This is a genomic window from Shewanella sp. 2_MG-2023, from assembly GCF_030548905.1.
Lineage (GTDB): Bacteria > Pseudomonadota > Gammaproteobacteria > Enterobacterales > Shewanellaceae > Shewanella > Shewanella electrodiphila.
In genome coordinates, this window is the sequence record NZ_JAUOSO010000004.1 from 148,083 (window position 1) to 174,602 (window position 26,520).

The window sequence follows — 26,520 nt, forward strand, 5'->3', positions numbered from 1 at the left end:
TTTTACTCAATACAACATTAAATCCTTAACGCTGCAAGAGCTGATGAATTAAGCTTAATTCATCAGCCTTAGTAAACCATGCTTCTTATACAAGCTATAAGGTTGAATCAGCAGAACTATTCAATTCGTCATTGTTGTAGTGAAGATGAGCAGAATCGGGTTCAGTGAGTTTACTCGCCATAATGTAACAGGCAATCCCCATGATGGTATTAGTTACAGGCAATGCAATTAGCAAGCCTTTTACTCCACCGAGATATAAACCAACCGCGGCTAAAGGCAGCATTAATGCAAATAAGCGGACGAGGTTAATCACTAATGATTTCATTGGGCGATGGTAGGCATTTAAGCAAGTGGCAAAAATAATCACTATAGCTAATGGCCCATAGGCTGCGGGTAATACATGAATATAAAAGCTTAAAGAATCGATAACGGCAGGGTCACTGCTGAACCACTGGGCAATGGTGTTACCGCTGAAGTAAATCGGGATATACAACAAGGTTTGAAACACTAAAGCAAAGCGCAGTGCTAGCATCATGCCGTCTTTGGCGCGCTTATGTTGGCCAGCCCCTAAGTTTTGCCCCACAAACGGCATTAACGATGACGTCATGGCCATTATCACCACTAAAAATAACGTTTCTAAACGAATTCCTGCGCCAAAAGCGGCAACTGCTGCTTGGTCTGCTCTAGCAAGCATGGCTAATATGACCCCATTAGCGATTGGGTTCATCATATTCATTAATGCGGCAGGGCGAGCAATATGACCGAGCTTTTTCCAATTTGCAGTAATACGAACTCGGCAAAGTGTCATTAGCTCAAGAATGCGTTTTTTATAAATGAGGATGTAGCCCGAAACGGTAAAAGCGACCAGCCACGACACTAAAGTCGCAATCGCAGCCCCTTGGATCTCAAGGCGGGGAAATGGCCCTATACCAAAAATTAATAATGGATCGAGGATTAAGTTAATAATTGCGGCCACCGCCATAATAATCGCTGGCGAGCGAGTATCACCCGTGGCGCGGATCCCTTGATTGCCCACCATTAACAACACTAACAGCGGCGCACTGCAAAACCATATCAACATATAGTCGTGGATCAGCGGCAAGCTTTTTTCATTTGCCCCCATCAAGGTAAACAGTGGGTCAATAGCCATAATGCCAACAGAGACCAATATACTGATCAAGATGAAGGTCAGCAGCATAGCGTCAAATAAGAAACTTTTAGCTTTGGTTGTATTGCCCGCTCCAATCAATCGAGAAAGATTAGTCGATGTGGCAGCGCCAATACCAATGGCGATACTGGCAAACACAATCGCCACAGGGAAAGTGAAACTGACAGCAGCAAGCGCATCAGTACCTAACTGACTAATGAAGAATGTATCTATAAGGCTGCCACCATAAATGGTGAGGATACCGATAAGGTTGGGGAGGCTCATATTGAAAAGCACACGACCTATTGGTGCGCTGAGCAACCCATGTTTATCATTCATCAATTTGGACTTAAACACGAAAACGGGAGACAAATTCTATCAGTATTCATTATCGTTTAATAAATACTAGCGACAAATTTTACAAAAAAATCGCAGTTTTTTTATAAATACCCTTGGAACTGTGATCATCAACCCCCATATATCAAACATCAAAGGGTAAATGCCCTTATCATTTGTTTAAAACCGCCTCGTTTGTGGGCAGCAATCATTAGGAGAGTCCGTAGATGAATATTCGTCCATTACATGACCGCGTAATCGTAAAACGTTTAGAGGTTGAGTCAACTTCAGCTGGTGGCATCGTATTAACTGGTAGTGCTGCAGAAGTATCAACACGTGGTGAAATCCTAGCTGTAGGCAATGGTCGCATCTTAGAAAACGGCGAAGTGAAAGCGCTTGACGTTAAAGTAGGCGACGTAGTGATTTTCAACGAAGGCTACGGCGTGAAGAAAGAAAAGATTGATGGTGAAGAAGTACTTATCTTATCTGAATCAGACTTAATGGCAGTTGTAGGTTAATCCGCGCCATTAAATCGCTTTCAATCAACAAATTTTAAGGAACATGAAAATGTCAGCAAAAGAAGTATTATTTGGCAGTGACGGCCGCGTTAAAATGCTAAACGGCGTCAACATTCTTGCTAACGCAGTAAAAGTAACTTTAGGCCCTAAAGGTCGTAACGTTGTTTTAGACAAAAGCTTTGGCTCACCGCTAATCACTAAAGATGGTGTTTCGGTAGCGAAAGAAATCGAACTAGAAGACAAGTTCGAAAACATGGGCGCACAAATGGTGAAAGAAGTTGCTTCTAAAGCCAATGATGCTGCTGGTGACGGTACAACTACTGCAACAGTATTAGCACAATCAATCGTGGTTGAAGGTCTAAAAGCAGTTGCTGCTGGTATGAACCCAATGGATCTTAAGCGCGGCATCGACAAAGCAGTCATTGCTGCTGTTGCTGAACTTAAAGCACTTTCTCAAGAGTGTTCAGACTCTAAAGCCATTGCACAGGTTGGTACTATTTCTGCTAACTCTGACGAATCAATCGGCGAAATCATTGCAACTGCAATGGAAAAAGTTGGCAAAGAAGGCGTTATTACCGTTGAAGAAGGCCAAGCGCTTGAAAACGAATTAGACGTTGTTGAAGGTATGCAGTTTGACCGTGGTTACCTATCACCATACTTCATCAACAAGCCAGAAACTGGCAGCGTTGAGTTAGATGCACCATTTATCTTATTAGTTGATAAGAAAATCTCTAACATCCGTGAATTATTACCAATCCTAGAAGCGTTAGCTAAAACAGGTAAGCCATTGCTTATTGTTGCAGAAGACGTTGAAGGCGAAGCATTAGCAACATTAGTTGTCAACAACATGCGCGGTATCGTTAAAGTGGCTGCTGTTAAAGCACCTGGCTTTGGTGACCGTCGTAAAGCAATGCTTCAAGACATCGCGATTCTTACTGGCGGTACTGTTATCGCTGAAGAAATCGGTCTAGAGATTGAAAAAGCAGCCCTAGAAGATTTAGGTACCGCAAAGCGTGTAGTTATCACTAAAGATAGCACCACCATCATCGATGGTAACGGCGAGCAAGAGCAAATCTCTGGCCGCGTTTCGCAAATCAAGATTCAAGTTGAAGAATCAACTTCTGACTACGACAAAGAAAAACTTCAAGAGCGTATGGCTAAGTTAGCTGGCGGTGTTGCAGTAATCAAAGTTGGCGCAGCAACTGAAGTTGAAATGAAAGAGAAAAAAGCTCGCGTAGAAGATGCATTACATGCAACTCGCGCAGCTGTAGAAGAAGGTGTTGTTCCTGGAGGTGGGGTTGCACTAGTACGTGTTGCTTCTAAAATCTCTGAAGTTGAAGTGATCAACGAAGACCAAAAACACGGTGTGATTATCGCACTGCGTTCAATGGAAGCGCCTCTACGTCAAATCGCAACTAACGCAGGTGAAGAAGCGTCAGTTGTGGCTAACACTGTTAAAAATGGCACAGGTAACTTTGGTTACAACGCCGGTAACGACACTTACGGTGACATGCTAGAGATGGGTATTCTTGACCCAACTAAAGTAACTCGTAGTGCACTACAGTTTGCAGCATCAATTGCAGGTCTAATGATTACGACTGAAGCAATGGTAGCTGAAATTCCACAAGAAGCTGCAGCGCCTGATATGGGCGGTATGGGCGGTGGTATGGGTGGAATGGGCGGCATGATGTAATTATTGCTTCTTTGCTGGTCTAAATCGGTGATAACTGCGTTGCTTCACCACTCGTTTAGTGAACTAAACGTCGTGGTAAAGCGCCTTGTTCTAACCCGATTTATCCTGCGCCAAGAATGCAAAATTCATTGCTGTTCTAAAGCCTAAAAGCTTAGAACCAAACTTCTTGTAAAAGAAATTGAAAGCCCCGATACCTAACGGTATCGGGGCTTTTTTAGTGAAGTGATGAAGAAAGCTATAATTAAAGTTTACTCTGACTCCATTAATTATATTTTCAGATGTTTAAAGTGAGCCTTAACCCAACATATTTTTCAACTACTTAATGTTGATAATCTCAAACTACTTTATAATGGCATCTTTTTGTGAATCTAATTATTAGTATGTTAAAAGGTTTTTTATGAATAATTTGGGCATGATAGGTAAAGGTGGCTTTGGTATTGTGAGTAAAATGCAATGCCCTACAACGGGTAAGTTTTTTGCTTTGAAACAATATTCTGACCATGGAATACAAAACTTATCTCAGACCCTAAAAGATAACATAAAGAAGCGTTTTATTAGGGAAGCAAAAGTCCAGAAAGCAATCTCACATCCAAACGTAGTGCCAGTACTTCAACATTGGTTGAATGAAGAGCCTCCTAGGTATTTGATGCCATTTGCTCAATCTTCATTGAATAAGGATATTCAATCTAAGTTTGCGAGTAATAGTAACTTTCTAAAGGTTATTCTTGATGTCATTGCTGGTTTAGAAGAGCTTCATAGTTTGGGGTATAAGCACCGTGATTTAAAACCAGATAACATTTTACGCTTAGATTCAGGTGATTATGCAATAGCAGACTTTGGTTTAGCCTCTGTTCATGAAACGCAACTTACAGTTCTGACCACGACAGGGATGGGCAAAGGTCGTGATATGTATACTGCACCGGAAATAATCCAATCTTTAAAAGGCGCATCTTCACAATCAGATATATATTCGCTGGCATGTATTATTCATGATTTTGTTGGAGTACAACAGCGTTATTCATCTTTGCCAATTAATGAGAACTCCCCTTATGGTGCTTTATTATTAAAGGCAACGAGAAAGGAGCCTCAGCGGCGTTTTCGAACGGTAAGCGAACTGCGTGATGCGCTATTAGCCATTAATACCAGTTCTCAAGGGTCTCAAGATACTCAAGCTTTTTTGATAAAACTCACCGAAAATGATGAGATTAATAACAACAAGCTCGACGATCCGTTTTGGCATGAGTTTACAATTGCTATAGATAAGGCTGATAGTCAAAATAAGTATGAATTACTATCGGCTTTGACTTCTAATCATTTATCAAACTTGATTAAAAATCATACTCTATATGCTCGTGATATTGCGAATATTTATGCTGCTTGGCTTCGAAATGCTGTATTAAGCTTTAATACATGTGATGGTCATGCAGCGCGTTTAGAAATGATTATACTGAACATACAAGATATCGATGTACAAGCTGAATGTTTAATGTCGATGCTCTTGTTAGGTGCGAATCATAATCGTTGGTATATTATGCGTAAATTAGTAGCTAACCTTTCAAGTAATATGGGAGAACAGCTAGCTAAACGAATATCTATAGAATTTCAAGCCGATGATGATGATGTAAGTGTTGCACTTAAGCAGTATCAACAAGCAATTTCATTTGATACTCTTCAACTCCACCCTTTACTCGCCAATGTTGCGACCCAATTGTTAGGTAAATAAATTGCAATACGACTCATTATCAATTGTAGGCCCGAGAGTCGATAATCAAGATTCTCTTCAAATACAGAAGTCAGAAGATATCACTTTTGCTTGCATTGCTGATGGTGTGGGTGGAAATGCAGGCGGAAGTGTAGCTTCTCAACTGTCAGTAAAAAAATTAATGGAAGCATTTGAAAGTAATATTGGACTTTCATTAGAGCTTTTTGCAAATATCGATTCATGCCTCAAACAGGCTGCTCTGCAAGATGATACTTTACATGGTATGGCTTCCACATTGTCTGCTTGTGCTGTTACAAATGGAAGGTTGATTATTGGGCATTGTGGCGATTCAAGAATTATGCTCTTACGTAAGAATGGAATAAAGCAGTTGACCCCAGATCATTCGGAAGTTGAAAAGCTAATTAGAGAAGGAATATTGAGTAGAAAAGAAGCTGTTACTTATCCTAGAAAAAATGTCTTAGAAAGTGCCTTAGGTGCCAGTAAAGAGCTTCTTTTTTTTGGTGGCGAAGTAAATCTCGAGGTGGGTGATCGCATCTTACTCACTACTGATGGCGTACATGGGGTTTTTTCGAAGCGTGAGTTACGGGACCTTTCTTTACAAGCAAGTACACCTGCAGAATTTATATCTCTAATCGTTAATGCTGGTTTGGAAGCTAGAGCTACAGATAATGCGTCACTAATTGTCATTGATATTTAATATTGATAGAAGAAAAAGAAGGTCAAAGTAAACTTTTCAACCTCCTGTCATTCCCCACAACATTCAAATCAACTGCTTTTCAAATAAGTGAATAAGCGGGGTCAGATTAAACTTTTCCAATAAGTGGGGTCAGAGTAAACTTTAGAAATAAGTGGGGTCAGAGTAAAATAAGGAAATAAGTGGGGTCAGAGTAAACTTTAACCCTGACCTCTTAATACCTGCTACACCACTGGCTTTCACATGGTATGCCATCATCATCACCGTCCATTTTAGTGCCTGGGCAGTTGTTGTTATAAAAAGTCGCTTCGGCACATGAACTCATGTGACTGCAATGAGTTTTACCTACTTCACATCTAAATGTTGGTTGGTTTGTTATTGGGTTGCTGTTTTGTACAGTGGGCTGCCATTCCATTTGTTCAATGTCTTTGTTTGTCAGTACTGGCGTTGCGGTCATTTCTTTATACTTCTGAAATCCAAATATACCGAGGACTAATATGACTAAGAGAGGAATAAGCATGCCGCTTGATGACTTTCTATTGTCTTGTCGGTGATGAACACGATTGGACTTGCGGCTAGAGATGACTGCGACACCTTCAATATTGGCTTTTATCGCTTTGACTTTGCCATCGCTTTGAGTCTCTGAAAAGTAGTTGATTTGGTCGCCAACGACAGGTTTTCTTGCCATGTGTTTGAGTATCGATATATGAATGAATATATCTTTATTAGCTGTTGAATCAGGTTTGATAAAACCAAAGCCTTTGTCGGCGTTCCAACGAACAAGTTTGCCTTTTTCCATGTTGTTCAATTTCTATTCCTTAGACAATCTGCTGACTATAACTACAATCTTGGCAATTCAAGGAGTAAGTCTCTTTGCGCTTTTGTACTTTGGTATTTTTGCTGTGGCACATGGGGCAGGCTTGCTTCATGGGCGTATTTTTAGTGCATTGATTACATTTAATGTAATAACCAAACTTACCGTACATTGGGATGTAGTTTGTTGATTCACCACAATGTTTACAGCTTAGTTTTACTTGAGGAATGGGTTGAGCTTCTTGATAGACATTTGGAGCTTGAGGCTGTGCTATTGGGGTGACTACTTCAGCTGTCGGGCTTGATGTTGCTTGTTTACTGCTATTAATCTGGTTACTGCTATCAATATGCTGACTGAGTATGAAGTTACCTATGGAGTCGAGTTCTTGCTGGTTAAAGTAAGGTCGGGTGTCATAGACATTAACTTTGCGCAAAAGCTTATTTCCTAGCTTCATCATTTTAAGAAGCTTATCGACTAAGAACTCAGTTTTGACTAATTGTTCTGATACGGCTTTGGGCATGGTTTTACGATCAATGACAGCATTACTGGAGATTACGCAAAGATGATCCCAACAACGACCACCGAATCCTTGTTTAATACCAAGAAATTTTTCTAATATATCCAGACGATGATGGTCGAGTAGCTCTTGAAATAAATCTTGTTGCAGTTCGACTTGTTTAATCGGCGATGGGATACCTGACCATTGGTTGTTATAGCTGCGAGTCCATTCTTGTTGTTGGTTAACCTTTACATGGCCTTTAATGCTTTTTGATTCAATCAGCACAAAGCCATAGGGGTAAACGATCAAGTGATCGATCTGGGCTGTTTCATCATTAAAACTGAATTTGAAATCATTGATGACCAGAATTTCGGGGTTGTCTTTAAAGGCTCGGCGTAAAAAGAAGGCCACGTTTTGCTCTTGCTTTTGACCAGCAATAGCCTGTGGTGAAACCATATTTTGCAGGGTTTTAGTTTTCAGAATCATTTATCAACAGCATCCATTCATAACTTGATAAAAATCACTACCATAATAAACAGTTATAGATTGATAAAGCTATTATTATTGATTGAATTTGTAGAAAATAGCAGTCAATTTAAACCGTTAATAAAATCATCATCAACTACACACATTCATGGTTAAAGGTTTCGCCTAACGGCTAATGGCTTTGAGTAAAAGCCGTGAGAGTTATATCAAGGTTTATGGCATACTGGTTTGCATGTTATGGATTATTCTAATTATTGTCATTGCGGGCTGTGTTTTCTTGCCAGGTTTGTGGGTTAAGCACATCATGAGCAAGTTTCAACAGCCTGCTGATCGCTACCGTCAGCAAGGTAGCGGTGGAGAATTTGCTCGCCATATTCTAGATCGTTTTGGCCTAAATGACGTTAAGGTTGAAGAGACGCCTGACGGCGATCATTATGATCCCGCCGCTAAGACTGTTCGCCTTACGCCGGATAACTATTCCGGTCATTCCCTGACTGCTGTGATTGTCGCTGCCCACGAGGTTGGGCATGCGCTGCAGGATTCTCGCGGCGAGTCTTTGTTTTTGATGCGACAGAAGCTCGCTAAAGCCGCTATGGTCGGTGAGCGTCTTGCCGGCATAATGATGTTCGCGGCGCCAGTGGTCTTTATGCTCACCCGTATACCGCAGGCTGGCGCCTTGACCATATTAATCGGCGTGCTGTCGATGGGGTTGAGCACTGTTGTGCATCTGGTGACCTTGCCGGTGGAGTTTGACGCCAGTTATGGCAAGGCGCTGCCCATACTAAAAGAGGGTAACTACCTGCACGACGGTGACCTAAAGCATGCGGAGAAGATTCTCAAGGCGGCCGCACTGACCTACGTGGCTGGCTCGTTGGCCAGCTTACTCAATCTTGGCCGCTGGATAGCGGTGCTGCGTCGCTAATAGCTTTTATCAAAGAGCAGTGTGGTCGGCTATCTGAAATAAGTCGAGTAAACCAGGTCAGAGTTAACACTTCAACTATTCACGAAATTCAATTACACCACAGTCTTTCACAAGGGATGCCATCATCATCACCGTCCACCTCTGTGACGGGGCAGTTTTTGATGGAAAAACTATTCTTATTGATAATATACAACTGCGATCAACTCAGTAAAATAAGAGGCATTGCATCAATGGAATGATTACACATAAAAGGATTGTATTATGTCAGCTTATGCTCGTCGGGCAATTGCCGAGAGACAACGTCAACATCAAATCAAGAGCCTATTATCAGGCAATAATCACACCCTGATTCAGATGAGCTCAGCTGAGTTTGTTGATTATGTCATATCGATAAAAATGAAGCAGGGAATGACTCGAGTGGAAGCAGTAGAATCACTTGATGCACTGTTAGCAAAGCATAACTCGCGCCCAGCTATTTGGGCTAAGCATAAAGATAAGTTAAAGACTGCAGGAGGTCTATATCCTGTTCTTGATGATGTGGCGGCACTTACTGTTTTGGCCACAGAGATGAAACGTCAAGGTAATGTGTTTGGCAAATTTAAAATCAAAGTCTATGGTAATGCCCCCGCTGTATTCATTAATAGTTACCCTGGCCTTCAGGGGCACTTAAGCGGTACCCGCTACCTTGCCAGCAATCCAAAGCTATTTACCATCGGAGTCGGTAAACTTAGTGCTAATAAAGCGATTAAGGGTGGCTTTGTCGTAAGTATCGTGTTTTCTGTTGCATTTCATTTTGTAGAGCAGGTACTTAATGATAATGCTACTTGGCATCACTTTGTCGCAGGGGTTTCAGTGGATATAACGGTGGCTGCATGCGCTGTAGCATTGAGCGCTGGCTTGATAACTCTCGGTGGAACAATCATTGCTGGTACAGTAGTAGCTCCTCTTATTATAGTCGTAGGTGTGAGTTTATTGTTTGTTGCTTTCCTTCCTGATACTAAACCTCTTACTGATTTTGTGGCGGCAAATTTAGCTAAAGCAGAGAAGAACTTATTGAGTAGCTCATTTGATTTCCAGCGTGACATGAAGACTGCTAGGGAAGAGTATTCAAAAGCCCCTCAAGTATTCTTTAAAAAATTATTAGGTTTACTAAGTATAGAAACTACGAAACCGATAGGGTATTAATTTATATGAAGCTTATGGTATGGGACGAACTAGAACCAAAATATCAAATTAAAAGAAAGCAAGAGTTAGTTTCTCAAATCCTGCTGTTGGCAATAATTGCAGTAATTATTTTCGGCTCCTTTTATGCATTCCATTTGGGATTAGAAACCTTTTATTCTCAGGTTAGTCAGTATACATATATCAAAAAGAATACTATTTTTTTTCTTCCGATCGTACTCGTGCCTTTTTGGGGGTATTTGCTCTTAGCTGTGCTGCAATATGTTTTAAAATTTAGCTTTAAGCACTCGATTTTTTTAGCAAACAAATGTGGCATATCTGGCTTGATTTTTGGGGCTATTAGTATTTTACCTGTTGATATGGCTTACGAAAAAAATTTGGAGTCAGAAGGCTACAGCTATTGTTATTGGTACACAGGCCCTTCATTTCGAGCCCCTGATGTATGGTTGAAAAACGAGACGTTATGCTTGCAGTCTGGTTCATTAATACGCAGTGATATTGAAGAGTTCTTTGAAGATTACAATATAGAAGGTACTGAACCAACACTAGCAGAACTTGAAATGTTTATTGCAGAAGCTAAGCAAGCGCGTGAAGATTATATTGGTGGCCTTTGAAGGTCAGTTGGAATTTTTAATCAGCTTGTCTAAATCGGTGATAATGGCGTTGCTGCACCACCCGTATAGTCAGCTAAACGTCGTGGTAAATCTCTTTGTTCTAATCTGACTAATCCTGCGTTAGATGCTTATGTTGGTCTTTAGTCTGAACGTTAAAGCAAAGCTTATTGAATAGAAACGATAAAGCCCCGATAGCTATAGGTATCGGAGCTTCTTGTTCTTTACTGGGGTATTTAAAAATGAGCTTTCTGTCTTAAAGAACTTCTTTAGTTAGTGCTCACATATATGTTTAATCTTATAAAGGTTGCCGCTTTTTAAGATCTGACAATCCATGCTTTAGGCGATAGAACGGGTTATTTTCTAACATGGTAAGGATTGCAGCATTCAGTTCTTCTTCAGTCGGTTCTTGCTTTTTTTGATCCCAATGGTCGAAATATTCATAGAGTTCAATTCTAATTTTCCAAGCGCGTTCTTGGCAGTATTGTTCCGATTTAACCCATATTGATGGCGTCCCACGTGTTGCTGAACCATAAGCAGTGCAATGTGAGTAACCATTTGCCCTTAATTCAGAACCAACCCAAAAGCTATATGTGATGCTTGAAATTATCATTACTGGTATTGAAATGAACGCTATTTTGATAAATAGCTTCATCACATTATCCTTAAATTTATCCAGAAGGACGAGGATAAACATGTAATCTAGTACTGCGAGAACAGGGATAAAAAAAATTGCACCAAAAGCGAGATCTCTATTACCAATATAAATATGACCATCTCTTATTTTTTCTATATTGCTAAGCTCTTCAAAAAAGACACTGCCGCAAACATAAAACATAAATGAAAAAATTGAGACTAACAGTGCGGAAAGAACTTTTAGTTGTTTTTTACTTATTGGCTTTTCAATATAACTTTTATTGCTCATCGTAGAATTGGGCCTCGTTATGGAATACCAAATAATCTATGTATAAATAATATTGGGTCATCGTGATATTGCCTATTAGCTTCTTGTAGTTGGTTATTAATATGTGAAGTGTTAGTGAGCATATTTTTTTCCATATCGATCAATGCTTCAGCTATTCGCTTAGACCAATATTTGGTATCTATAAACATGGAACTAAAAAAGCCAATAACTGTGCCAACAATAACAATTACTGCTAACCCGCCAACAACTGCAGTCGTTAAAGCTGCCGCTGCTGTAACTAATATTAAAGATACTGCAGCACTTCCTGCAGCAATCAATATATCAACGGCCATACCACCAACAAAATCATGCCAAGTTTTTTCATCGCTCATCAATTGATCGAATGCATGGAATGCTGCTGAAATGAGAATTGTAACTACACCACCAGCCTTAATCGTGCTCAATGCTCCAGCTTTCCCTATCCCCATTGAGATGACTTTGGGGTTGTTAGCTAAATACCGAGTGCCAGTAAGATCTCTTCTAAGGCCTGCATAGCCTTGGAATATGATAAAAGATTTTCCAGAATAAGTTGCGAGCTTATATTTATTGAAAACATTGCCACTTCGCTGCATGTCAATCGCAAGAGCAGCAAGTGCTATACCATCATCAAATACAGGTATATATCCGCTTAATGTTTTAATTTTATCACGGTATTTGTCCCAATATTGCTCACCTGCGGGAGATGCATTTGAAAGTATTGCGCCTACTTCATTTACAGCTTGCTCTTTACTCATGCCCTGTTTTTGTTTGTGACTAATAGTAAGTTCAATAAATTCGGCAGAATTCATTTGTACCAAGGTGTGCTCGTTACCTGACAATATTTTGGTGAGTTGTTTTTTTCTTTAGTAATCGTGGGTGGCTCTACTGGCATATGCTGACATGGAATATCCTTATATTTCGTGTCTAAATCCTTTTTATATTGCTAATTGTACCTCAGCATTTGGCTTATGTATTTTAGCCTAAATAGCTATCTAAAAACCTAAATGCATTCTTAATGATGTAATCTAGAAATGAATACCAATATGAAAAGTAAACTTTCACAATATCTGTATCGCTTCTTTTTATCTTATTATTTTATTCAAAAATTAAAGCCCCTATATCAAGTCCTGCTGGTCTTTTAATGACAGAATTAATTTCTAATACCTACTACGCAACCTTAGCGAACACCTCTACTCAATCCCATATTGAATTCCACTCATGATGTGTTGAAATTTAATCAATTCATCAACTAAGTCTATTTATTTACAATTAGTTAAATTGTCACAATAAACAAATTGAAGTCGACGAGCATGAATATTATTGAATTTATAACAGCAAACCTGTCTACCATTATTGCTTTGGCTGCCACTGGTGTCGTAGCGGGCATTTTAGCGGGCTTGTTGGGGGTAGGAGGCGGCATCGTTATTGTGCCAGTACTGTATTTTTTGTTTCAAGGTTTTGGGGTGTCAGCTGAATCAGCTATGTTGGTTGCGACTGCTACCTCGCTGGCAACCATAGTGCCAACCTCGGTGAGTTCGATTCGATCTCATAATCAAAAAGGCAATGTCGATTTTGAACTGCTTAAGCGTTGGGGAGGATTTATTCTGCTCGGCGTTTTACTGGGGAGTTGGCTTGTGACGCGTGTTGATGGCGCTATCTTGACGGCGATGTTTGCCATCATTGCAACTTTATCAGCATTAAACATGTTATTGAGAACGGGGAAGTCTGCGCTTTTTCAACAATTACCCGGCAAAGCGGGCCAAACGATGATGGGCACTTCAATTGGCTTTTTTAGCTCGATGGTGGGTATTGGCGGCGGTACTATTTCTATGCCATTACTGACGTTATTTAATTATCCTGCGCATAAGGCTGTTGGCACGGCTGCGGCGATTGGGCTCATTATTTCATTGCCTGCTGCACTGACTATGCTGATATTGGGGAGCACTCCAAGCGATGCGCCAGCTGGGACATTGGGTCTAGTTAACCTATTTGGCTTTATGTGTATTGTCCCTTTGACGGTGTTATTTGCGCCGGTTGGTGCATCGCTCGGGGCAAAACTGGATGCTGCTAAATTGAAGAAGATCTTTGCTTTGGTATTACTCTTTACGGGGTTGCGTATGTTGATACAACCTTTTCTATAACTTGTTTATTTAGCTGTCTGTTTAGCTTCTCACTTTAGTGTTTCACTTTAGGAGGATTGTGTAAGTGCTCAGGTTAAGCACTTACCATTAGCCTTTCTAACTCGGGGTTTACGCTTTTATCGTTCGCTCATTGATAGTTCCTTTCGAACAATATCAGCCCCTGCTGTTAATGCTTGTAACTTTCCTCTTGCGACATCACGAGATAACGGCGCCATGCCGCAGTTAGTGCATGGGTACAGCTTATCAGCATCGACGTATTTAAGCGCTTCACGTAAGGTGTTGGCGACTTCTTCTGGTGTTTCAATGCTGTTGCTAGCGACATCAATAGCGCCGACCATGACTTTTTTACCGCGAATAAGCTCAAGCAGTTCGATGGGCACATGGGAGTTGTGACATTCCAGCGATATAATATCGATATTAGATTGTTGCAGCTTAGGAAAAGCCTGCTCATATTGGCGCCACTCTGAGCCCAAGGTCTTTTTCCAATCTGTGTTGGCTTTTATGCCGTAGCCATAGCAAATATGCACCGCTGTTTCACACTTAAGCCCTTCAATGGCTCGCTCTAAACAAGCAATACCCCATTCATTCACTTCGTCAAAAAATACATTAAATGCAGGCTCATCAAATTGAATAATATCAACGCCTGCGGCCTCTAACTCTTTGGCTTCTTGGTTAAGAATTTTGGCAAACTCCCAAGCCAGTTTTTCACGGCTTTGATAATGGGCATCATAAAGAGTGTCAATCATGGTCATAGGGCCAGGTAGCGCCCATTTGATCGGTTGATTGGTTTGTTTACGCAGTATTTTTGCGTCTTCAACAAACACTGACTTTGGCCGAGAAACCGCACCGACTACTGTTGGAACGCTGGCGTCATAACGGTCACGAATTTTAATGGTTTTTCGCTGTTCAAAATCCACGCCCGTTAGGTGCTCAATAAAGGTGGTGACAAAGTGTTGGCGGGTTTGTTCACCATCGCTGACGATATCAATGCCAGCTTGTTGTTGCTCATGTAGTGATAAACGCAGCGCATCGTGCTTACCGTCAATCAACTCTTGACCCTGTAATTTCCAAGGTGACCATAGCGCTTCTGGTTCTGCCAGCCATGAAGGTTTAGGTAAACTGCCAGCCGTTGAAGTTGGCAGTAATGGTTTCACTGTATTCGTCGTCATAAGTGCTGTAGTCCGTTTGGCTAAAAGTGTTTTGATTGCGCTTGTTTATTCATGCACTTGTTATTAGCGCGGGTTATTCATGTACTTGATTATTCTGTACTTGTTAATAGTGCTGGTGATTACAGCGAGTAGTTAGGGCCTGTTGATCTTTCGAGGTTGTTTTTGCAGCGAATTGTTGGTCATTTGTACAAGGCAGAGACTTTGTGGTGTAGTTATTCTACATAAAAAGTCGATAACGCAGTAAAAATGACCAACAAACGCTGCCCGAAGGGTTCGACTAAAAGCGTTTTACTCTTTGTTGAATGAACTTTGCTTAGATGACTAGGCATCAATTCATCCGCCTCGATTAAAACGCTTTTATTTCGAACAAAACTTAACCAGCAAAGATCAACAGGCCCTAGCAGACCATTGCTCTAGAATGGTTTGATACGGTTTGATGAAGTACTCCTCGGCAAACTTACCCTGTTTAATGGCTAATTTACTGCGCTCATCTCGGTCATAAACAATCTGAGTGATAGAGTGATCCTGATTGCTCAAGTTAGGTTGGTAACAGTTACCAGCCACGGCATTCGCGTTATAAATTTCAGGGCGGTAAATCTTTTGAAACGTCTCCATAGTGCTGATGGTGCTAATTAACTCAAGGTTGCTGTAATCATTGAGTAAATCTCCAAAGAAGTAGAATGCTAGAGGCGCCACACTTTTAGGCGGCATAAAATAGCGCACTTGTAGGCCCATCTTTTTGAAATATTGCTCAGTTAACGACGACTCATTTGGTTGGTACTCATAGCCCAATAATGGATGTTGATTGCCTGTGCGCTGATAGGTTTTGTTATCTGACACACTCAGGCATATTACGGGTGTTTTTTTAAAGTGCTGTTTATAGGTATCTGAATTAACAAAATACTTGAACAGCTTGCCGTGTAAGTCGCCGAAGGTATCAGGAATGCTAAATTGGCTTTGGCCTTTATTATGCTCAGACAGTAATACGCTAAAGTCGTAATCTCGCACATAAGATGAGAAGTTATTGCCGACTATGCCTTCAATCCGCTCGTTGGTTTGATGATCAATAATATGGGTTTTTAATACTTCAATGGAGGGGAACGTCTGGCCACTGTTTTCAATTTCCATATCAACAGAGACAATTTCAAGCTCAACTGAATAACGGTCAGCTTTTGGGTTGTCCCAGTAAGCTAACGCATTAAAACTATTATCAATCATTTTTAACGCATTACGTAAGTTCTGTTGGCGGCTCTCACCTCTGGCCAAATTAGCAAAGTTAGTGGTAATACGGGTACTGTCTGATGGCTGGTAGTTCTCATCGAGACAGATGTTTTTAATCGTAAAAGTAAATTCGTTATTCATGATGTTCTGGTATCCCATCTTGTGTAATCAAAGCTGAATATTGGTTAATATTTTTAGTATTTTGCTGCTTTGTGATAACTGCCTGTCAGCAGTTTCAAGTTTTTCTAAGCTGTGTTTGATTTATACGTGTTTCATTACTTGATGAAAATTGATTAAATTTCCGCTGCAACATGAGCGTTGTTCATGTTGAGGTTTTGGGTGAAAAAAATGACTCAGATAGCGCGGTATTAAAACGCTAATAATGGCAGCTGTCAGGGTAGGCGTAACTTGTTTGAATTAGTGGCCACGTTATTGGTTAACCATGCCTGAAATGATGCTTGCTGATTTGTCATTAGAAGGGATAAAGCGACAAGATTTGAGCGCCTCGACAGCATAAGATGTCGGGGCTTTTTAATATCGATAGGGTGGAAGAGTATTTTGCACCGTGTTTCAGATTCTGTGCTTATTTAGCGATTAGATACAAAAAATGGCTGAAATATGGCTTAATAATCAATAACGCAACTGCTGGTTGACAGATTAACAAGCTGGCTTGCTAGTGAGCAACTGCCTGATTTCTTATGCTTGCTGCTCAATTATTGATTAAAAGGACTCGCTAATGATACTTGCAGATAAGATTATTAGATTAAGGAAGAAACTGGGCTGGTCGCAGGAAGAGTTGGCTGAGAAAATGAATGTTTCTCGTCAGTCTGTTTCTAAATGGGAAGGGGCAAATAGCATTCCTGATTTAAATAAAATCATTATGCTTTCACAGATTTTTGATGTGTCTACAGACTTCTTACTAAAGGATGAGAACGAGGAATTTGAAGTTGCTACGGAAGCCAAAGAACCAGGCATTAACCATATTACCCTAGAGCAAGCGACTGAGTATGTTGAGCATAAAATCGCAATGACGAATCTTGTTTCTAAAGGCGTGGTTTTGTGTGTGTGTTCTGCAATGCCGTTATTTTTCTTTATGGCGATGGCGGAAACGAATCGATTAAACATGACGGGTGATATCGCAGCGGCATTGGGTATTGTGAGTGTGTTGATTTTGGTGTCAGTTGGAGTGAGCTTTTTTATCAAGACAAACCAATATCAAGATGAAATAGCGGCGATAGAAGATGAACCATTTGAACTCGCTTATGGTGTTCACAGCGTGTTTCATGAAAAGCGTAAACAGTTTAGACCGGCTTATAATTTGCGTTTATCTGTAGGTATCTTCTGTTTTATTGTTAGCTTTGTTCCGCTGCTGTGCGTGAGTATTTTTTCTTTTGAGCAAGATATCGTTTTATTAATGATAGATGTACTGCTTTTTATCATTGCAGTTGGCCTATTCATTATTTTACCGGTTTCAGCAAAATATGATGCCTATAGCAATGTATTGAAAGAAGCCGTTAAAGAGACAGAGACAACTAGACGTACTAAACGAGCGGAGAAGTTGGCTGGATTTTATTGGCCCTTGCTGATTGCTATCTATCTTGGCTGGAGCTTTTGGACAATGGCTTGGGGTATCACTTGGATTATTTGGCCTGTTGGCGCCGTACTGTTTGCCGCTCTCGTTGGCTTGATGGAATTACTTCACAAAGACACGCCTTAATTAATACGTGGGAATTAATATGTGGGAAACAAGACGTGGGAAATAAGGCGTGGAAATCAGGGCACAAAGTCAGTGCGTCGAAAGAAACCCAGAGTAAATCGCCAAGGGTAAACCTCTTCTGCGCACAATACATTTTATTCTGCATTAACAGCCGATAACGTAGTAAAAATGGACAACAAACGCTGCCCGTAGGGGGCGGCTAAATCGGATTCTGCATTGTTGAGCGAATTTTTTGCAAACAAAGAGTGCTTAAATTGCTAGGCGGCAATTCACTCGCCGCGCTTAATCGGTTTTATCTCGAACAAAACTCAACCCGTAATGAACAACACGCCCTAGTTAACACTTATTGATAATTGTTCTGCTAATTAAGGTTTTATTGATTTAATCATCTATAAGATCTATTAGCTTTGCAGTAGAGTGCGCGCAATTATGGCTTGGGAGGATTTATGGTAACAATTGAGTTAGTGGTGGTATTAGCAGCCATCTTTATCGGCGCACGGATTGGCGGCATTGGTATTGGCTTTGCTGGTGGTTTAGGTGTGTTGGTGTTAACTCTTGGGTTAGGTATGACCCCAGGCACCATTCCTATTGATGTGATTTTGATTATCATGTCGGTCATCGCAGCGATTGCAGCGATGCAAGTTGCGGGTGGATTGCAATATTTGGTCAATATTGCAGAACGGATCTTACGCCGAAACCCTAAGCAGGTAACTTTTTTAGCCCCAGTTGTGACTTACACAATGACATTGTTTGCAGGTACGGGGCACACGGCATTTTCCACTTTGCCCGTTATTGCTGAAGTCGCTAAAGAGCAGGGCATTCGTCCCTCAAGGCCATTAAGTATTGCCGTTGTTGCCTCTCAAATTGCGATTACAGCGTCACCGATTTCAGCTGCAGTTGTGCTTATGAGTGGCATGCTTGAAAGTAAAGGCGTGGGCTATATCAGTTTATTGATGATTTGTATTCCATCTACTTTTCTTGCTTGTATGGTCGGCGCTTTTGTTGCCCAATTTATGGGTAAAGAGTTAAAAGATGACCCGGTTTATCAAGAACGTGTTGCGCAAGGTTTAGTGAGCAAACGCGAAACAAATAGCATTGAGTTACCTGCGAGCGCTAAGCGTTCAGTGATGGTTTTTCTGGTAGCTATTGTGGCGGTGGTGTTTTATGCCACGGCGATTAGCGATGCTGTTGCACTTATTGAGAATCCGACATTACCGCGAAATGAAGCCATTATGGTATTTATGTTAACCGCCGCCACTGCTATTACCCTGTTGTGTAAAGTGGATACAGCAGAGGTGCTTAATGCTGCGACGTTTAAGTCGGGTATGAGCGCGTGTATTTGTGTATTAGGTGTAGCGTGGCTTGGTGATACTTTTGTTTCTGGGCATTTAGAAGAGATTAAAGCGCTATCGGGTGGCTTGCTAGAAGAGCACTCGTGGATGCTGGCTATTATTTTGTTTTTAGCGAGCATGTTGCTGTACTCGCAAGCAGCAACAACTGCGGCATTAATGCCATCAGCATTTATGCTAGGGGTTAGTCCAGAGGCGGCCATTGCTTCGTTTGCAGCAGTGAGTGCGTTATTTGTGTTGCCAACGTATCCAACCTTGTTGGCTGCTGTGGAAATGGATGACACTGGCTCTACCCGAATTGGTCAATGGGTATTTAATCATCCTTTTGTGATACCGGGTGTGGTGTCTATTGTGAGTTCAGTAATTATAGGCTTTGTACTTGCTGAGATGATTTTATAGGCATAAATATGATTAGTTTTATTATCTAGTCATACAAGCTGTAGCTGAAATTTTCGGGGTAGCTTATTGCTACCCCAATTATTTTCAGGGCTATTTATCTAGCTATTTGCTTAGTTATTTCTCTAATGAGTTAGCACAAATAGTGATTATTTGGTGCGGCTTATTTTGTCGAGATAGCCCATGACAAAGGCTGATAACACAAAAGTGATATGGATAAGTAAGTACCACATGATTTTGTCGTTTTCGATATTTTCGGCATTCATAAACACCTTCAATAAATGAATCGATGAGATGGCGACAATTGAGGCCGCGACTTTGTTTTTAAGCGAGCCAGAATCCATCTTGCCAAGCCAGTTGAGCTTTTCATCTTTATCAGCGACATCAAGTTGTGAGACAAAGTTTTCATAGCCTGAAAACATCACCATCACGATAAGCCCGCCAACCAAAGTGATATCAATCAGTGATAAGGCAATTAGCACTAAATCAACTTCTTTCATTTGAAAGATAATCGGTAAGATATGAAAGATCTCCTGAAAGAACTTCAGACCCAGTGCAATCAAAATCAGGCTTAATCCTAGATAAATTGGCGCCATGATCCAGCGTGATGCATACATCAATTTCTCAAACATTTGTTCCATTGGTAATCCAACCTTTAAAATAAAAATCGCTACTCATCAGCGATTTTCGAACAATACCACAATGATGCTAATCCACACTCATCATTTTAACTTTCATCAAGATAATAAGTTTAGGTGATTTATCGGCACTGATGAGTTTACTTAAATTCAAGGCGCTAACTTAATTGTAGGTAGAACAAATATTGATATTGATGCACTTCAAAGCTGTAGATATTTTTTCTTGCTTGGCAAATCCATTGCCATTTTACTGATGCCAATAGCGCACGACTTTAGCTTTGAGGTGTCTTGCGCTAATGGCTATTAGTTATTGCTAGTTATGTCCAATCTTGGCTTGATTGTTAAGACCCACATGCTTCAATGCCGCTTGTAGCGCTTCATAGCGGAATAAGAAGGTATTTTGCTCAGGCAATGAATCAATCACACGGAACTTATTTAATTGCTCACGGGTTTGCGGATTTGGGCACAATAAAAACACTTCACAATGAGCATCTTGGGCATCTTTAATCGCATTTTCTAGTGCTAAACCGACTGTCACATCAATCATGGGGACGTCGGTTAAATCTAAAATCATCGCTTCATATTCGCTAATACTGTTGTGCTGACGTGATATTGCTTTCGATACGCTGAAAATCATCGGCCCAGACAAATAAAAGAACAACACTTTGCCGTTGGCTTGATCCAATAAATCACTTTCGCTTTGCGTGAGTGGTACCGTGTTTTGGTCTGCATCACTTATGGCTTTGACTTGGCGAGCTTGTTCACGGCTAAGGCGTTCAATAATGATGATGTTTGAGATAAACACCCCTAATCCGACCGCAACAATCAAATCAACAAACACAGTAAGCAGCATAACGCCGTACATGATGGCCATGCCTGCAACACTGACTTTATGAGCGCGCTGAATAAAGCTCCAATCTAAAATATTAAAGCCCACATAGACAGCAATACCAGCCAGTACCGCCATCGGAATAGGTTCGGTTAATCCACCTGCCACTAACACAACTAATGCCAGTATTAACGCACGTGTCATGCCTGAAACCGGTGAACGCGCACCTACTTGAATGTTGGTGACTGTGCCCATCGTTGCGCCTGCGCCGGGTAATGCGCCAAATAAACCTGCCAACATATTAGCCAAACCTTGGCCGCGTAATTCTTTATCTGAATCATGTTCTTTACGGGTTAACGAGTCGCCAATCACGGCTGTCAGTAAGGTATCAATACAGCCTAAAGTACCGAGCACTAAGGCATCAATAATCATGGTGGTGAAAATTTCACTATTGATATGCGGGATGACGATTGAAGGAAGGCCTGCTGGGATCTCGCCAATTCGGCGTATGCTGTCATCATCAAAAAATATGATCGACAGTAATGTGACTGCGATTAACGCGACTAGTTGTGCGGGGACATATTTACGGTATTTTTGTGGGAATAAAAATAAGGTGACTAGGGTTAATATGCCTAAAAATAGTTCTTTGAAATCTATGTTTAGTAAGGTTTCAGGCAGCGCATTAAGTGTCCCAATAACACCGCCAGCAGGAGCTGCATGGCCTAAAAGTGGCGACAACTGTAAGATGATCAAGATAATACCAATGCCAGACATGAAACCAGACACTACGCTGTAGGGCATTAGGGTGACATATTTACCTAATTTGAGCATACCCAGCAAAAACTGAAATGCACCAGCCATCATCACAATGGTAAATGAAATTGCTACGCCTGATTCTGGATATTTGGCCACCATGGTGGTCAAAATAGCCGTCATGATCACTGTCATTGGGCCCGTAGGCTCAGAAATTAGTGTCGAAGAACCGCCAAATAATGCGGCAAAAAAACCAACGAGAATGGCGCCCCATAACCCCGCTTCTGCGCCAGCACCTGACGCTACACCAAAGGCGAGAGCAAGTGGTAATGAAATAATGGCAGTAGTAACACCACCAAATATATCTCCCTTTAGACTGACATCTTGAAAGCGTTGTTTAAACAAAGCGAATACCACCTAAAACGTTAGCAACACAAAATTTTTGCAGCATTGTATAGTGAATATATTAATGGGATCAATGTCGCAAATGTAATTGAATTTGCGAGCTTGCTCTGTAGGTGGGATTTATTGCATGAGATTACATTCTTAGGCAGAATTTCGCTAAATAAGGTCATGTTTTCTAGAGTTCTTAGCTTCTTAAATATAGCTTCTTAAGCTGTGGCTTCTTTAAGCTTGGGTTAATTTAAGCTTGGCCGCCGTAGTGCTTCTTTATCTGAATGTTGGACAGTGTGAACCGATTTTTAAAGCAGACAAATTATAAATTACTGCTAAGTTCAAGCTCATTATATTGATTTAATCTTGGCCTCAGGTAGGGTTGTTACAGTCTGTTACGACGTCAATTAATTCAACACTTAAAGAGAGCATTGCTATTATGGGGACTTCTAATTCAAACACTACTCGCCGCAAGCCTTTAGTGGGCTTGGGTATTGTCGCTGCTATTATCGTATTGGTTGCGGTAGTTTTTTCGGTTTTGCCTAAAGGTTTTAAAACTTCCCATGAGGATATTGGTTCGGGTATCTCTGCAGTCGTATTTGTCTATGATCCCAACCTTGCTGTAAGTAATAGCCAGACAGAGCAAATGAATGAGGCTCGTGGTGCATTAGGTGATGATGTTGCTTTTCTTATTGCAAGGATCGGTACCCCAGAGGGTGACCAGTTTATTGGCAAGTATCAAGCCAGACCTGCTGAGGTACTCCTTTTTGAGCCAGCAGGTAAGTTGGTGAAAAGGCAGTATGCATTAATGAATGCCAATGAGCTTATGCGCTGGGTTAAGTAGCGAATTATCGGGGTGCATAATTAGGAGGTGTTGAGCTTTCAAGGTTATTTTTCGCGATTTTTGCCTAGATTGCTAGGCGGTAATCCACTTGCGGCGCTTAATCCGTTTTTATCTCGAAAAACTCAACCAGCAAAGTCCAACCCCTAGCACAACTAAAAAAAGGCCAGAATAGCGTTATTCTGGCCTTTTTGTTGACGAATTAGTGGCTGGTTTTCTCAAGCCAATTTTCATCCGCTTCTTTAATGAATTGGTGTTTGTTTTCAAGCCAATTTTCTCGTACGCTCAAGCTGTAGTTTAAGTAGAGTTTGTCTTCAAAAACGGTGAATGCATTTGGGTCACTACTGACCACAAAGCCACTGCTCATGGCATAGGCGCAGTATCCTCCGTATTGCGGTATATATCGCTCAGGGGATTGTTCAAATAACTGTTGATGCTGCAGGCTGGCAAACAACCACTGTGTGCTTTGGTATTCAATCTGAAATTGGCGGTCACCTTTTACGGCTTTATTGTCAGTAAAATAAGCGACAACATCATATCCAGAAACAGCGTAACCTTCGTTATTATGGATGGGGTGTTTATTTAAGCTGGTGCAGCCTGCCATGATGAATAATATCAGTGGCAGTAATAGTGTCGTCAGTAATTTCATCTCATATCCTTTGGAAGACTTCGCCTTATTCAGTTGTAAAGTACAACTGGTCTCGCTGGTTATCTTGATAAAGAATGAGACCTAATAAAGCAGTAAATCATTTCAGAAAGAGTGAAATAGCCAAGAATATTTAAATACAAATTGTGATTACAATGCGCATTCACCTTGGCTGAGTTCGTTGGTTAATCTGCGTAACATGGTTTCAGAGGTAAAACCACGGCGTTTAGCCAATACATGTCCTTGGGTATCAAGTACTAAAGTGGTTGGAAAGCCTTTCACGCCACCGCTTTTACGTACAAACATTTTATTGCTTTGCTTAGAGGGTGTATCGGCTGAAAAATGACGTAATTCGCGTTTGAGTTGGCTTTTAGAGCCTTTATCCCCGACTAAAGTAAAGTGCACGCTATTGCCACATTCGCCTAATAGCTCTGTGATTATTTTGCCCTGCTTTTTACACCAACTGCAATCGGGTTGAAAGTACATCAACACGGTAGGTTTTTCTGCATGGTAACTCACCGAGGATTGACTGGTGCGCAAATCCTTTAATTGGATTTGCGCCACAGAAAGTGCGGTATTCGCATGATCTGCACTGGCAGTGCTACCGACAGCTAAAGCTGTCAGTAGCACTAGGCAGTTAAAGCTTGCCTTCAACGCCAACATAGAATTCTCGACCATGAAGTGGACCATAGATGTAAGCTACGTCATAGCCGCCATCAGCATCATAAAACAGTGGTGATTCACCTTCTTCTATTTGGGTGTAGTTGAAGATATTAGATAAACCGCCATAGACCTTGATGTTATTGTTGCTGGACTATGTCGTGCCTACTTCAGTGTAGATATTGCAATTTCAGTGCTGCATTTATTCTTACACTATTCATATCGAAGATTTTTGGGTTAAATGCTACTATAAATAAAATAACAATAATTTCACATCGTCATTTATGCCCAAGCTTAGCGACTTAAAAAACGATAATAATATAGCGCTCAGTAACGAAAGTTTACATTCTCTCCTTTGGGGGCTGTTACTCACTTTTGTTGTGTGTGCTTGTGTGCTGAGTACTTCTGTTAAAGCTGATACCATCGTTATTCCTGAGTTCCAGCAAGGCAGCCTGGGTAAGCAAACTCAGTACTTTAGAGAGCAAAATAACAAGCTTTCATTGAGCCAAGCCCTTGAGCATTTTGAAGCGGGCTCGCTCACTCGTGGCAGCAGTAACTCTATTTCTTTAGGCATTGATGTGACTCCAGTCTGGATGATATTTACGGTCAATAACACATCACATTCGCCAACTCCTTACCGACTTTCAGTTGAAACACCGTGGATTGATTACATCGATACTTGGCTAATACAAGATGGAAAAGTGGCGCAACATATTGCTGGTGGCGATGGCTTGCCCTTTGAATCAAGACCCATGCAATATCGTTTTTACGCATTTGAACACGCCTTTGTTTCGGGTGAAACCCAAGTCATTATGCGCGTAGAAACAAAAGGCCCGATGGCACTGCCGATACAATTTAGCTCATTAGAACAAGCCATTCATCGTGATATTAATAGCGGTTATCAATATGGCGCTTTATACGGCATTATGCTGGCGCTTGCGCTATATAATTTGGTGCTTTTTGTATTTATTCGACAGAGAGAATATTGTCTTTACGGCTTATATCTTCTAGGTTTTGTGCTTAACAGTCTGTCTTATACGGGCCAATTACACACCATTATTACCTATGATTTTGGTGTTTACTTTCAAGATTGGCTCGATATATTCCTCATGATTACCTACAGCGTAGCTGGATTGCATTTTGCTCGTTCATTACTGCAAACAAAGGAGTATGCTCCTGGATTAGATCGATTTGTGTTACGCACTACCTTATACATTCCGTTCGGAATGCTGATTGGTTTTATTTTCAATCAGTTGTTTTTCTCCATGGTGCTAGCGTTTTTACTTAACACCTGTTTTGTGGTGCTGTTTATCGCCATGGGCGTTAAAGCGCTGAATGCTAAAAAACCATTTGCAGTGATTTTTATTCTTTCCTCTGTCACTGCCGCCATATGTATCACTATCTCAACGTTGGCAGTTGCAGGGGTGTTAGTGCCGTATAATGACTACACCTTTAAGGCTATTGAAGTCGGTATGGCGTTCGAAGCCATTTTGTTAGCTTCTATTCTAGCGCGCCAATTTAGAGTTGCTCAAATTGATAAATTGATTGCTGAAAAATACGCCCGCACCGATCCGCTGACTGAGTTAAATAATCGTAGAGGGTTTCAAGAATTAACTGAGCCCCTTTGGCAGCAGATTGTTTATCAGAAGGGTGACGCATCGTTATTATTAATCGATGTCGACTCTTTTAAAGATGTTAACGACACTCATGGTCATAGTGTTGGTGATGAGGTGTTGAAAGCCATTGCGAAAGTGATTTCTGAATCCTGCCGCCAAGGTGATATTTCAGCGCGCTGGGGCGGTGAAGAGTTCATTGTATTTTTACCTCATACCTCTCGCGATAGTGCCATTACTCAAGCTGAAGTGATAAGAGAAGCGATAGAAAAAGTTGAATTTTTAGCGCTAGAGCTTTCGTTAACCTTAACCGCTAGTTTTGGTGTGGCAGGTTCAGTAGCCAATCAGTTTGAGGATACCCCGTTAACTTTAGCAAGGTTTGAGCCTATGATTAAAAATGCAGACAGAGCATTATATATCGCCAAATATAGCGGTAAAAACCAAGTCAGAATAGTGAGTTAACGTTCAAGTTCTCGCTTGTTGAACACTGATTTACAGCTAGAAATATCATTAGCTAAACAAAAATTAATGGTCGAATACTCTTGTAATGGTAGAATGCGCGCAATCAAGCCACAAGGCTTTCATC

23 protein-coding genes are annotated in these 26,520 nt (G+C 41.0%); 12 read left to right on the top strand and 11 right to left on the bottom strand.

What is annotated here, in order from left to right:
* Positions 1 to 94: 94 nt before the first annotated feature.
* On the bottom strand, positions 95 to 1,486 hold the full coding sequence (locus Q4600_RS05990; protein WP_248956109.1) for an MATE family efflux transporter: 1,392 nt from the start codon (positions 1,484 to 1,486) through the stop codon (positions 95 to 97).
* 224 nt (positions 1,487 to 1,710) lie between these two features.
* Between Q4600_RS05990 and Q4600_RS05995 the strand changes: the two genes are divergently transcribed.
* The 4 genes from Q4600_RS05995 to Q4600_RS06010 all read left to right on the top strand — a co-directional run bounded on the left by Q4600_RS05995 (position 1,711) and on the right by Q4600_RS06010 (position 6,114).
* Positions 1,711 to 2,001: a co-chaperone GroES gene (locus Q4600_RS05995; protein ID WP_055022857.1), complete on the top strand. Its 291-nt coding sequence runs from the start codon at positions 1,711 to 1,713 to the stop codon at positions 1,999 to 2,001.
* Between the two features lie 49 nt (positions 2,002 to 2,050).
* Positions 2,051 to 3,694: a chaperonin GroEL gene (gene groL / locus Q4600_RS06000; protein ID WP_303513769.1), complete on the top strand. Its 1,644-nt coding sequence runs from the start codon at positions 2,051 to 2,053 to the stop codon at positions 3,692 to 3,694.
* Positions 3,695 to 4,091: 397 nt separating this feature from the next.
* On the top strand, positions 4,092 to 5,417 hold the full coding sequence (locus Q4600_RS06005; protein WP_303513771.1) for a serine/threonine-protein kinase: 1,326 nt from the start codon (positions 4,092 to 4,094) through the stop codon (positions 5,415 to 5,417).
* A 1-nt stretch (position 5,418) separates the two neighbouring features.
* Entirely contained in the window at positions 5,419 to 6,114 is a 696-nt protein-coding gene (locus Q4600_RS06010) for a PP2C family serine/threonine-protein phosphatase (RefSeq protein WP_303513774.1), read from the top strand.
* 211 nt (positions 6,115 to 6,325) lie between these two features.
* Here Q4600_RS06010 and Q4600_RS06015 read toward each other — a convergent pair whose 3' ends face one another.
* Together Q4600_RS06015 and Q4600_RS06020 are read right to left on the bottom strand one after the other, a co-directional pair.
* Entirely contained in the window at positions 6,326 to 6,910 is a 585-nt protein-coding gene (locus tag Q4600_RS06015) for an excalibur calcium-binding domain-containing protein (RefSeq protein ID WP_303513961.1), read from the bottom strand.
* 19 nt (positions 6,911 to 6,929) lie between these two features.
* Positions 6,930 to 7,910 carry a nuclease-related domain-containing protein gene (locus Q4600_RS06020; protein ID WP_303513776.1) on the bottom strand — a complete coding sequence of 327 codons (981 nt, stop codon included), beginning with the start codon at positions 7,908 to 7,910 and terminating at the stop codon, positions 6,930 to 6,932.
* A 181-nt stretch (positions 7,911 to 8,091) separates the two neighbouring features.
* Here Q4600_RS06020 and Q4600_RS06025 point away from each other — a divergent pair, with 181 nt between their 5' ends.
* The 3 genes from Q4600_RS06025 to Q4600_RS06035 all read left to right on the top strand — a co-directional run bounded on the left by Q4600_RS06025 (position 8,092) and on the right by Q4600_RS06035 (position 10,628).
* Positions 8,092 to 8,832, top strand: a complete 741-nt coding sequence (locus Q4600_RS06025) for a zinc metallopeptidase (protein ID WP_303513777.1) — start codon at positions 8,092 to 8,094, stop codon at positions 8,830 to 8,832.
* Between the two features lie 261 nt (positions 8,833 to 9,093).
* Entirely contained in the window at positions 9,094 to 10,017 is a 924-nt protein-coding gene (locus tag Q4600_RS06030; protein WP_303513779.1) for a hypothetical protein, read from the top strand.
* Between the two features lie 5 nt (positions 10,018 to 10,022).
* Positions 10,023 to 10,628, top strand: a complete 606-nt coding sequence (locus tag Q4600_RS06035; RefSeq protein WP_303513781.1) for a hypothetical protein — start codon at positions 10,023 to 10,025, stop codon at positions 10,626 to 10,628.
* 295 nt (positions 10,629 to 10,923) lie between these two features.
* Here the strand turns inward: Q4600_RS06035 and Q4600_RS06040 are convergent, their stop codons facing one another.
* Positions 10,924 to 11,550 (bottom strand): hypothetical protein, encoded by a 627-nt coding sequence (locus Q4600_RS06040; protein ID WP_303513784.1) that lies wholly within the window; start codon positions 11,548 to 11,550, stop codon positions 10,924 to 10,926.
* 17 nt (positions 11,551 to 11,567) lie between these two features.
* Positions 11,568 to 12,377 (bottom strand): hypothetical protein, encoded by an 810-nt coding sequence (locus Q4600_RS06045; protein WP_303513787.1) that lies wholly within the window; start codon positions 12,375 to 12,377, stop codon positions 11,568 to 11,570.
* A gap of 501 nt (positions 12,378 to 12,878) precedes the next feature.
* Here Q4600_RS06045 and Q4600_RS06050 point away from each other — a divergent pair.
* On the top strand, positions 12,879 to 13,709 hold the full coding sequence (locus Q4600_RS06050; protein WP_303513790.1) for a sulfite exporter TauE/SafE family protein: 831 nt from the start codon (positions 12,879 to 12,881) through the stop codon (positions 13,707 to 13,709).
* 116 nt (positions 13,710 to 13,825) lie between these two features.
* Here the strand turns inward: Q4600_RS06050 and Q4600_RS06055 are convergent, their stop codons facing one another.
* Together Q4600_RS06055 and Q4600_RS06060 are read right to left on the bottom strand one after the other, a co-directional pair.
* The gene (locus Q4600_RS06055; protein WP_303513964.1) at positions 13,826 to 14,863 is read right to left on the bottom strand and encodes a methionine synthase; all 1,038 of its coding nucleotides are present in this window, start codon (positions 14,861 to 14,863) and stop codon (positions 13,826 to 13,828) included.
* 402 nt (positions 14,864 to 15,265) lie between these two features.
* On the bottom strand, positions 15,266 to 16,240 hold the full coding sequence (locus Q4600_RS06060) for a DUF1852 domain-containing protein (protein WP_303513793.1): 975 nt from the start codon (positions 16,238 to 16,240) through the stop codon (positions 15,266 to 15,268).
* Positions 16,241 to 16,835: 595 nt separating this feature from the next.
* On the opposite strand from Q4600_RS06060, the gene Q4600_RS06065 reads away from it, so the two are divergent.
* Positions 16,836 to 17,816, top strand: coding sequence for a helix-turn-helix domain-containing protein (locus tag Q4600_RS06065; protein WP_102527732.1), 981 nt, complete (start codon positions 16,836 to 16,838; stop codon positions 17,814 to 17,816).
* A gap of 446 nt (positions 17,817 to 18,262) precedes the next feature.
* Positions 18,263 to 19,564, top strand: a complete 1,302-nt coding sequence (locus Q4600_RS06070; RefSeq protein WP_229370705.1) for an anaerobic C4-dicarboxylate transporter — start codon at positions 18,263 to 18,265, stop codon at positions 19,562 to 19,564.
* Positions 19,565 to 19,710: 146 nt separating this feature from the next.
* On the opposite strand, the gene Q4600_RS06075 is transcribed toward Q4600_RS06070, so the two are convergent.
* Both Q4600_RS06075 and Q4600_RS06080 read right to left on the bottom strand, forming a co-directional pair.
* Entirely contained in the window at positions 19,711 to 20,202 is a 492-nt protein-coding gene (locus Q4600_RS06075; protein WP_102527734.1) for a TIGR00645 family protein, read from the bottom strand.
* Positions 20,203 to 20,512: 310 nt separating this feature from the next.
* The gene (locus Q4600_RS06080) at positions 20,513 to 22,186 is read right to left on the bottom strand and encodes a SulP family inorganic anion transporter (RefSeq protein WP_303513805.1); all 1,674 of its coding nucleotides are present in this window, start codon (positions 22,184 to 22,186) and stop codon (positions 20,513 to 20,515) included.
* Positions 22,187 to 22,613: 427 nt separating this feature from the next.
* Between Q4600_RS06080 and Q4600_RS06085 the strand changes: the two genes are divergently transcribed.
* Positions 22,614 to 23,018 carry a hypothetical protein gene (locus Q4600_RS06085; RefSeq protein ID WP_102527736.1) on the top strand — a complete coding sequence of 135 codons (405 nt, stop codon included), beginning with the start codon at positions 22,614 to 22,616 and terminating at the stop codon, positions 23,016 to 23,018.
* A gap of 199 nt (positions 23,019 to 23,217) precedes the next feature.
* Here Q4600_RS06085 and Q4600_RS06090 read toward each other — a convergent pair whose 3' ends face one another.
* Both Q4600_RS06090 and Q4600_RS06095 read right to left on the bottom strand, forming a co-directional pair.
* Positions 23,218 to 23,664, bottom strand: coding sequence for a YHS domain-containing (seleno)protein (locus Q4600_RS06090; protein ID WP_303513807.1), 447 nt, complete (start codon positions 23,662 to 23,664; stop codon positions 23,218 to 23,220).
* 147 nt (positions 23,665 to 23,811) lie between these two features.
* Entirely contained in the window at positions 23,812 to 24,339 is a 528-nt protein-coding gene (locus Q4600_RS06095; RefSeq protein ID WP_303513811.1) for a thioredoxin fold domain-containing protein, read from the bottom strand.
* A 374-nt stretch (positions 24,340 to 24,713) separates the two neighbouring features.
* On the opposite strand from Q4600_RS06095, the gene Q4600_RS06100 reads away from it, so the two are divergent.
* Complete coding sequence (locus Q4600_RS06100; protein WP_303513814.1) at positions 24,714 to 26,396, top strand: diguanylate cyclase; 1,683 nt, start codon at positions 24,714 to 24,716, stop codon at positions 26,394 to 26,396.
* Positions 26,397 to 26,520: the final 124 nt, after the last annotated feature.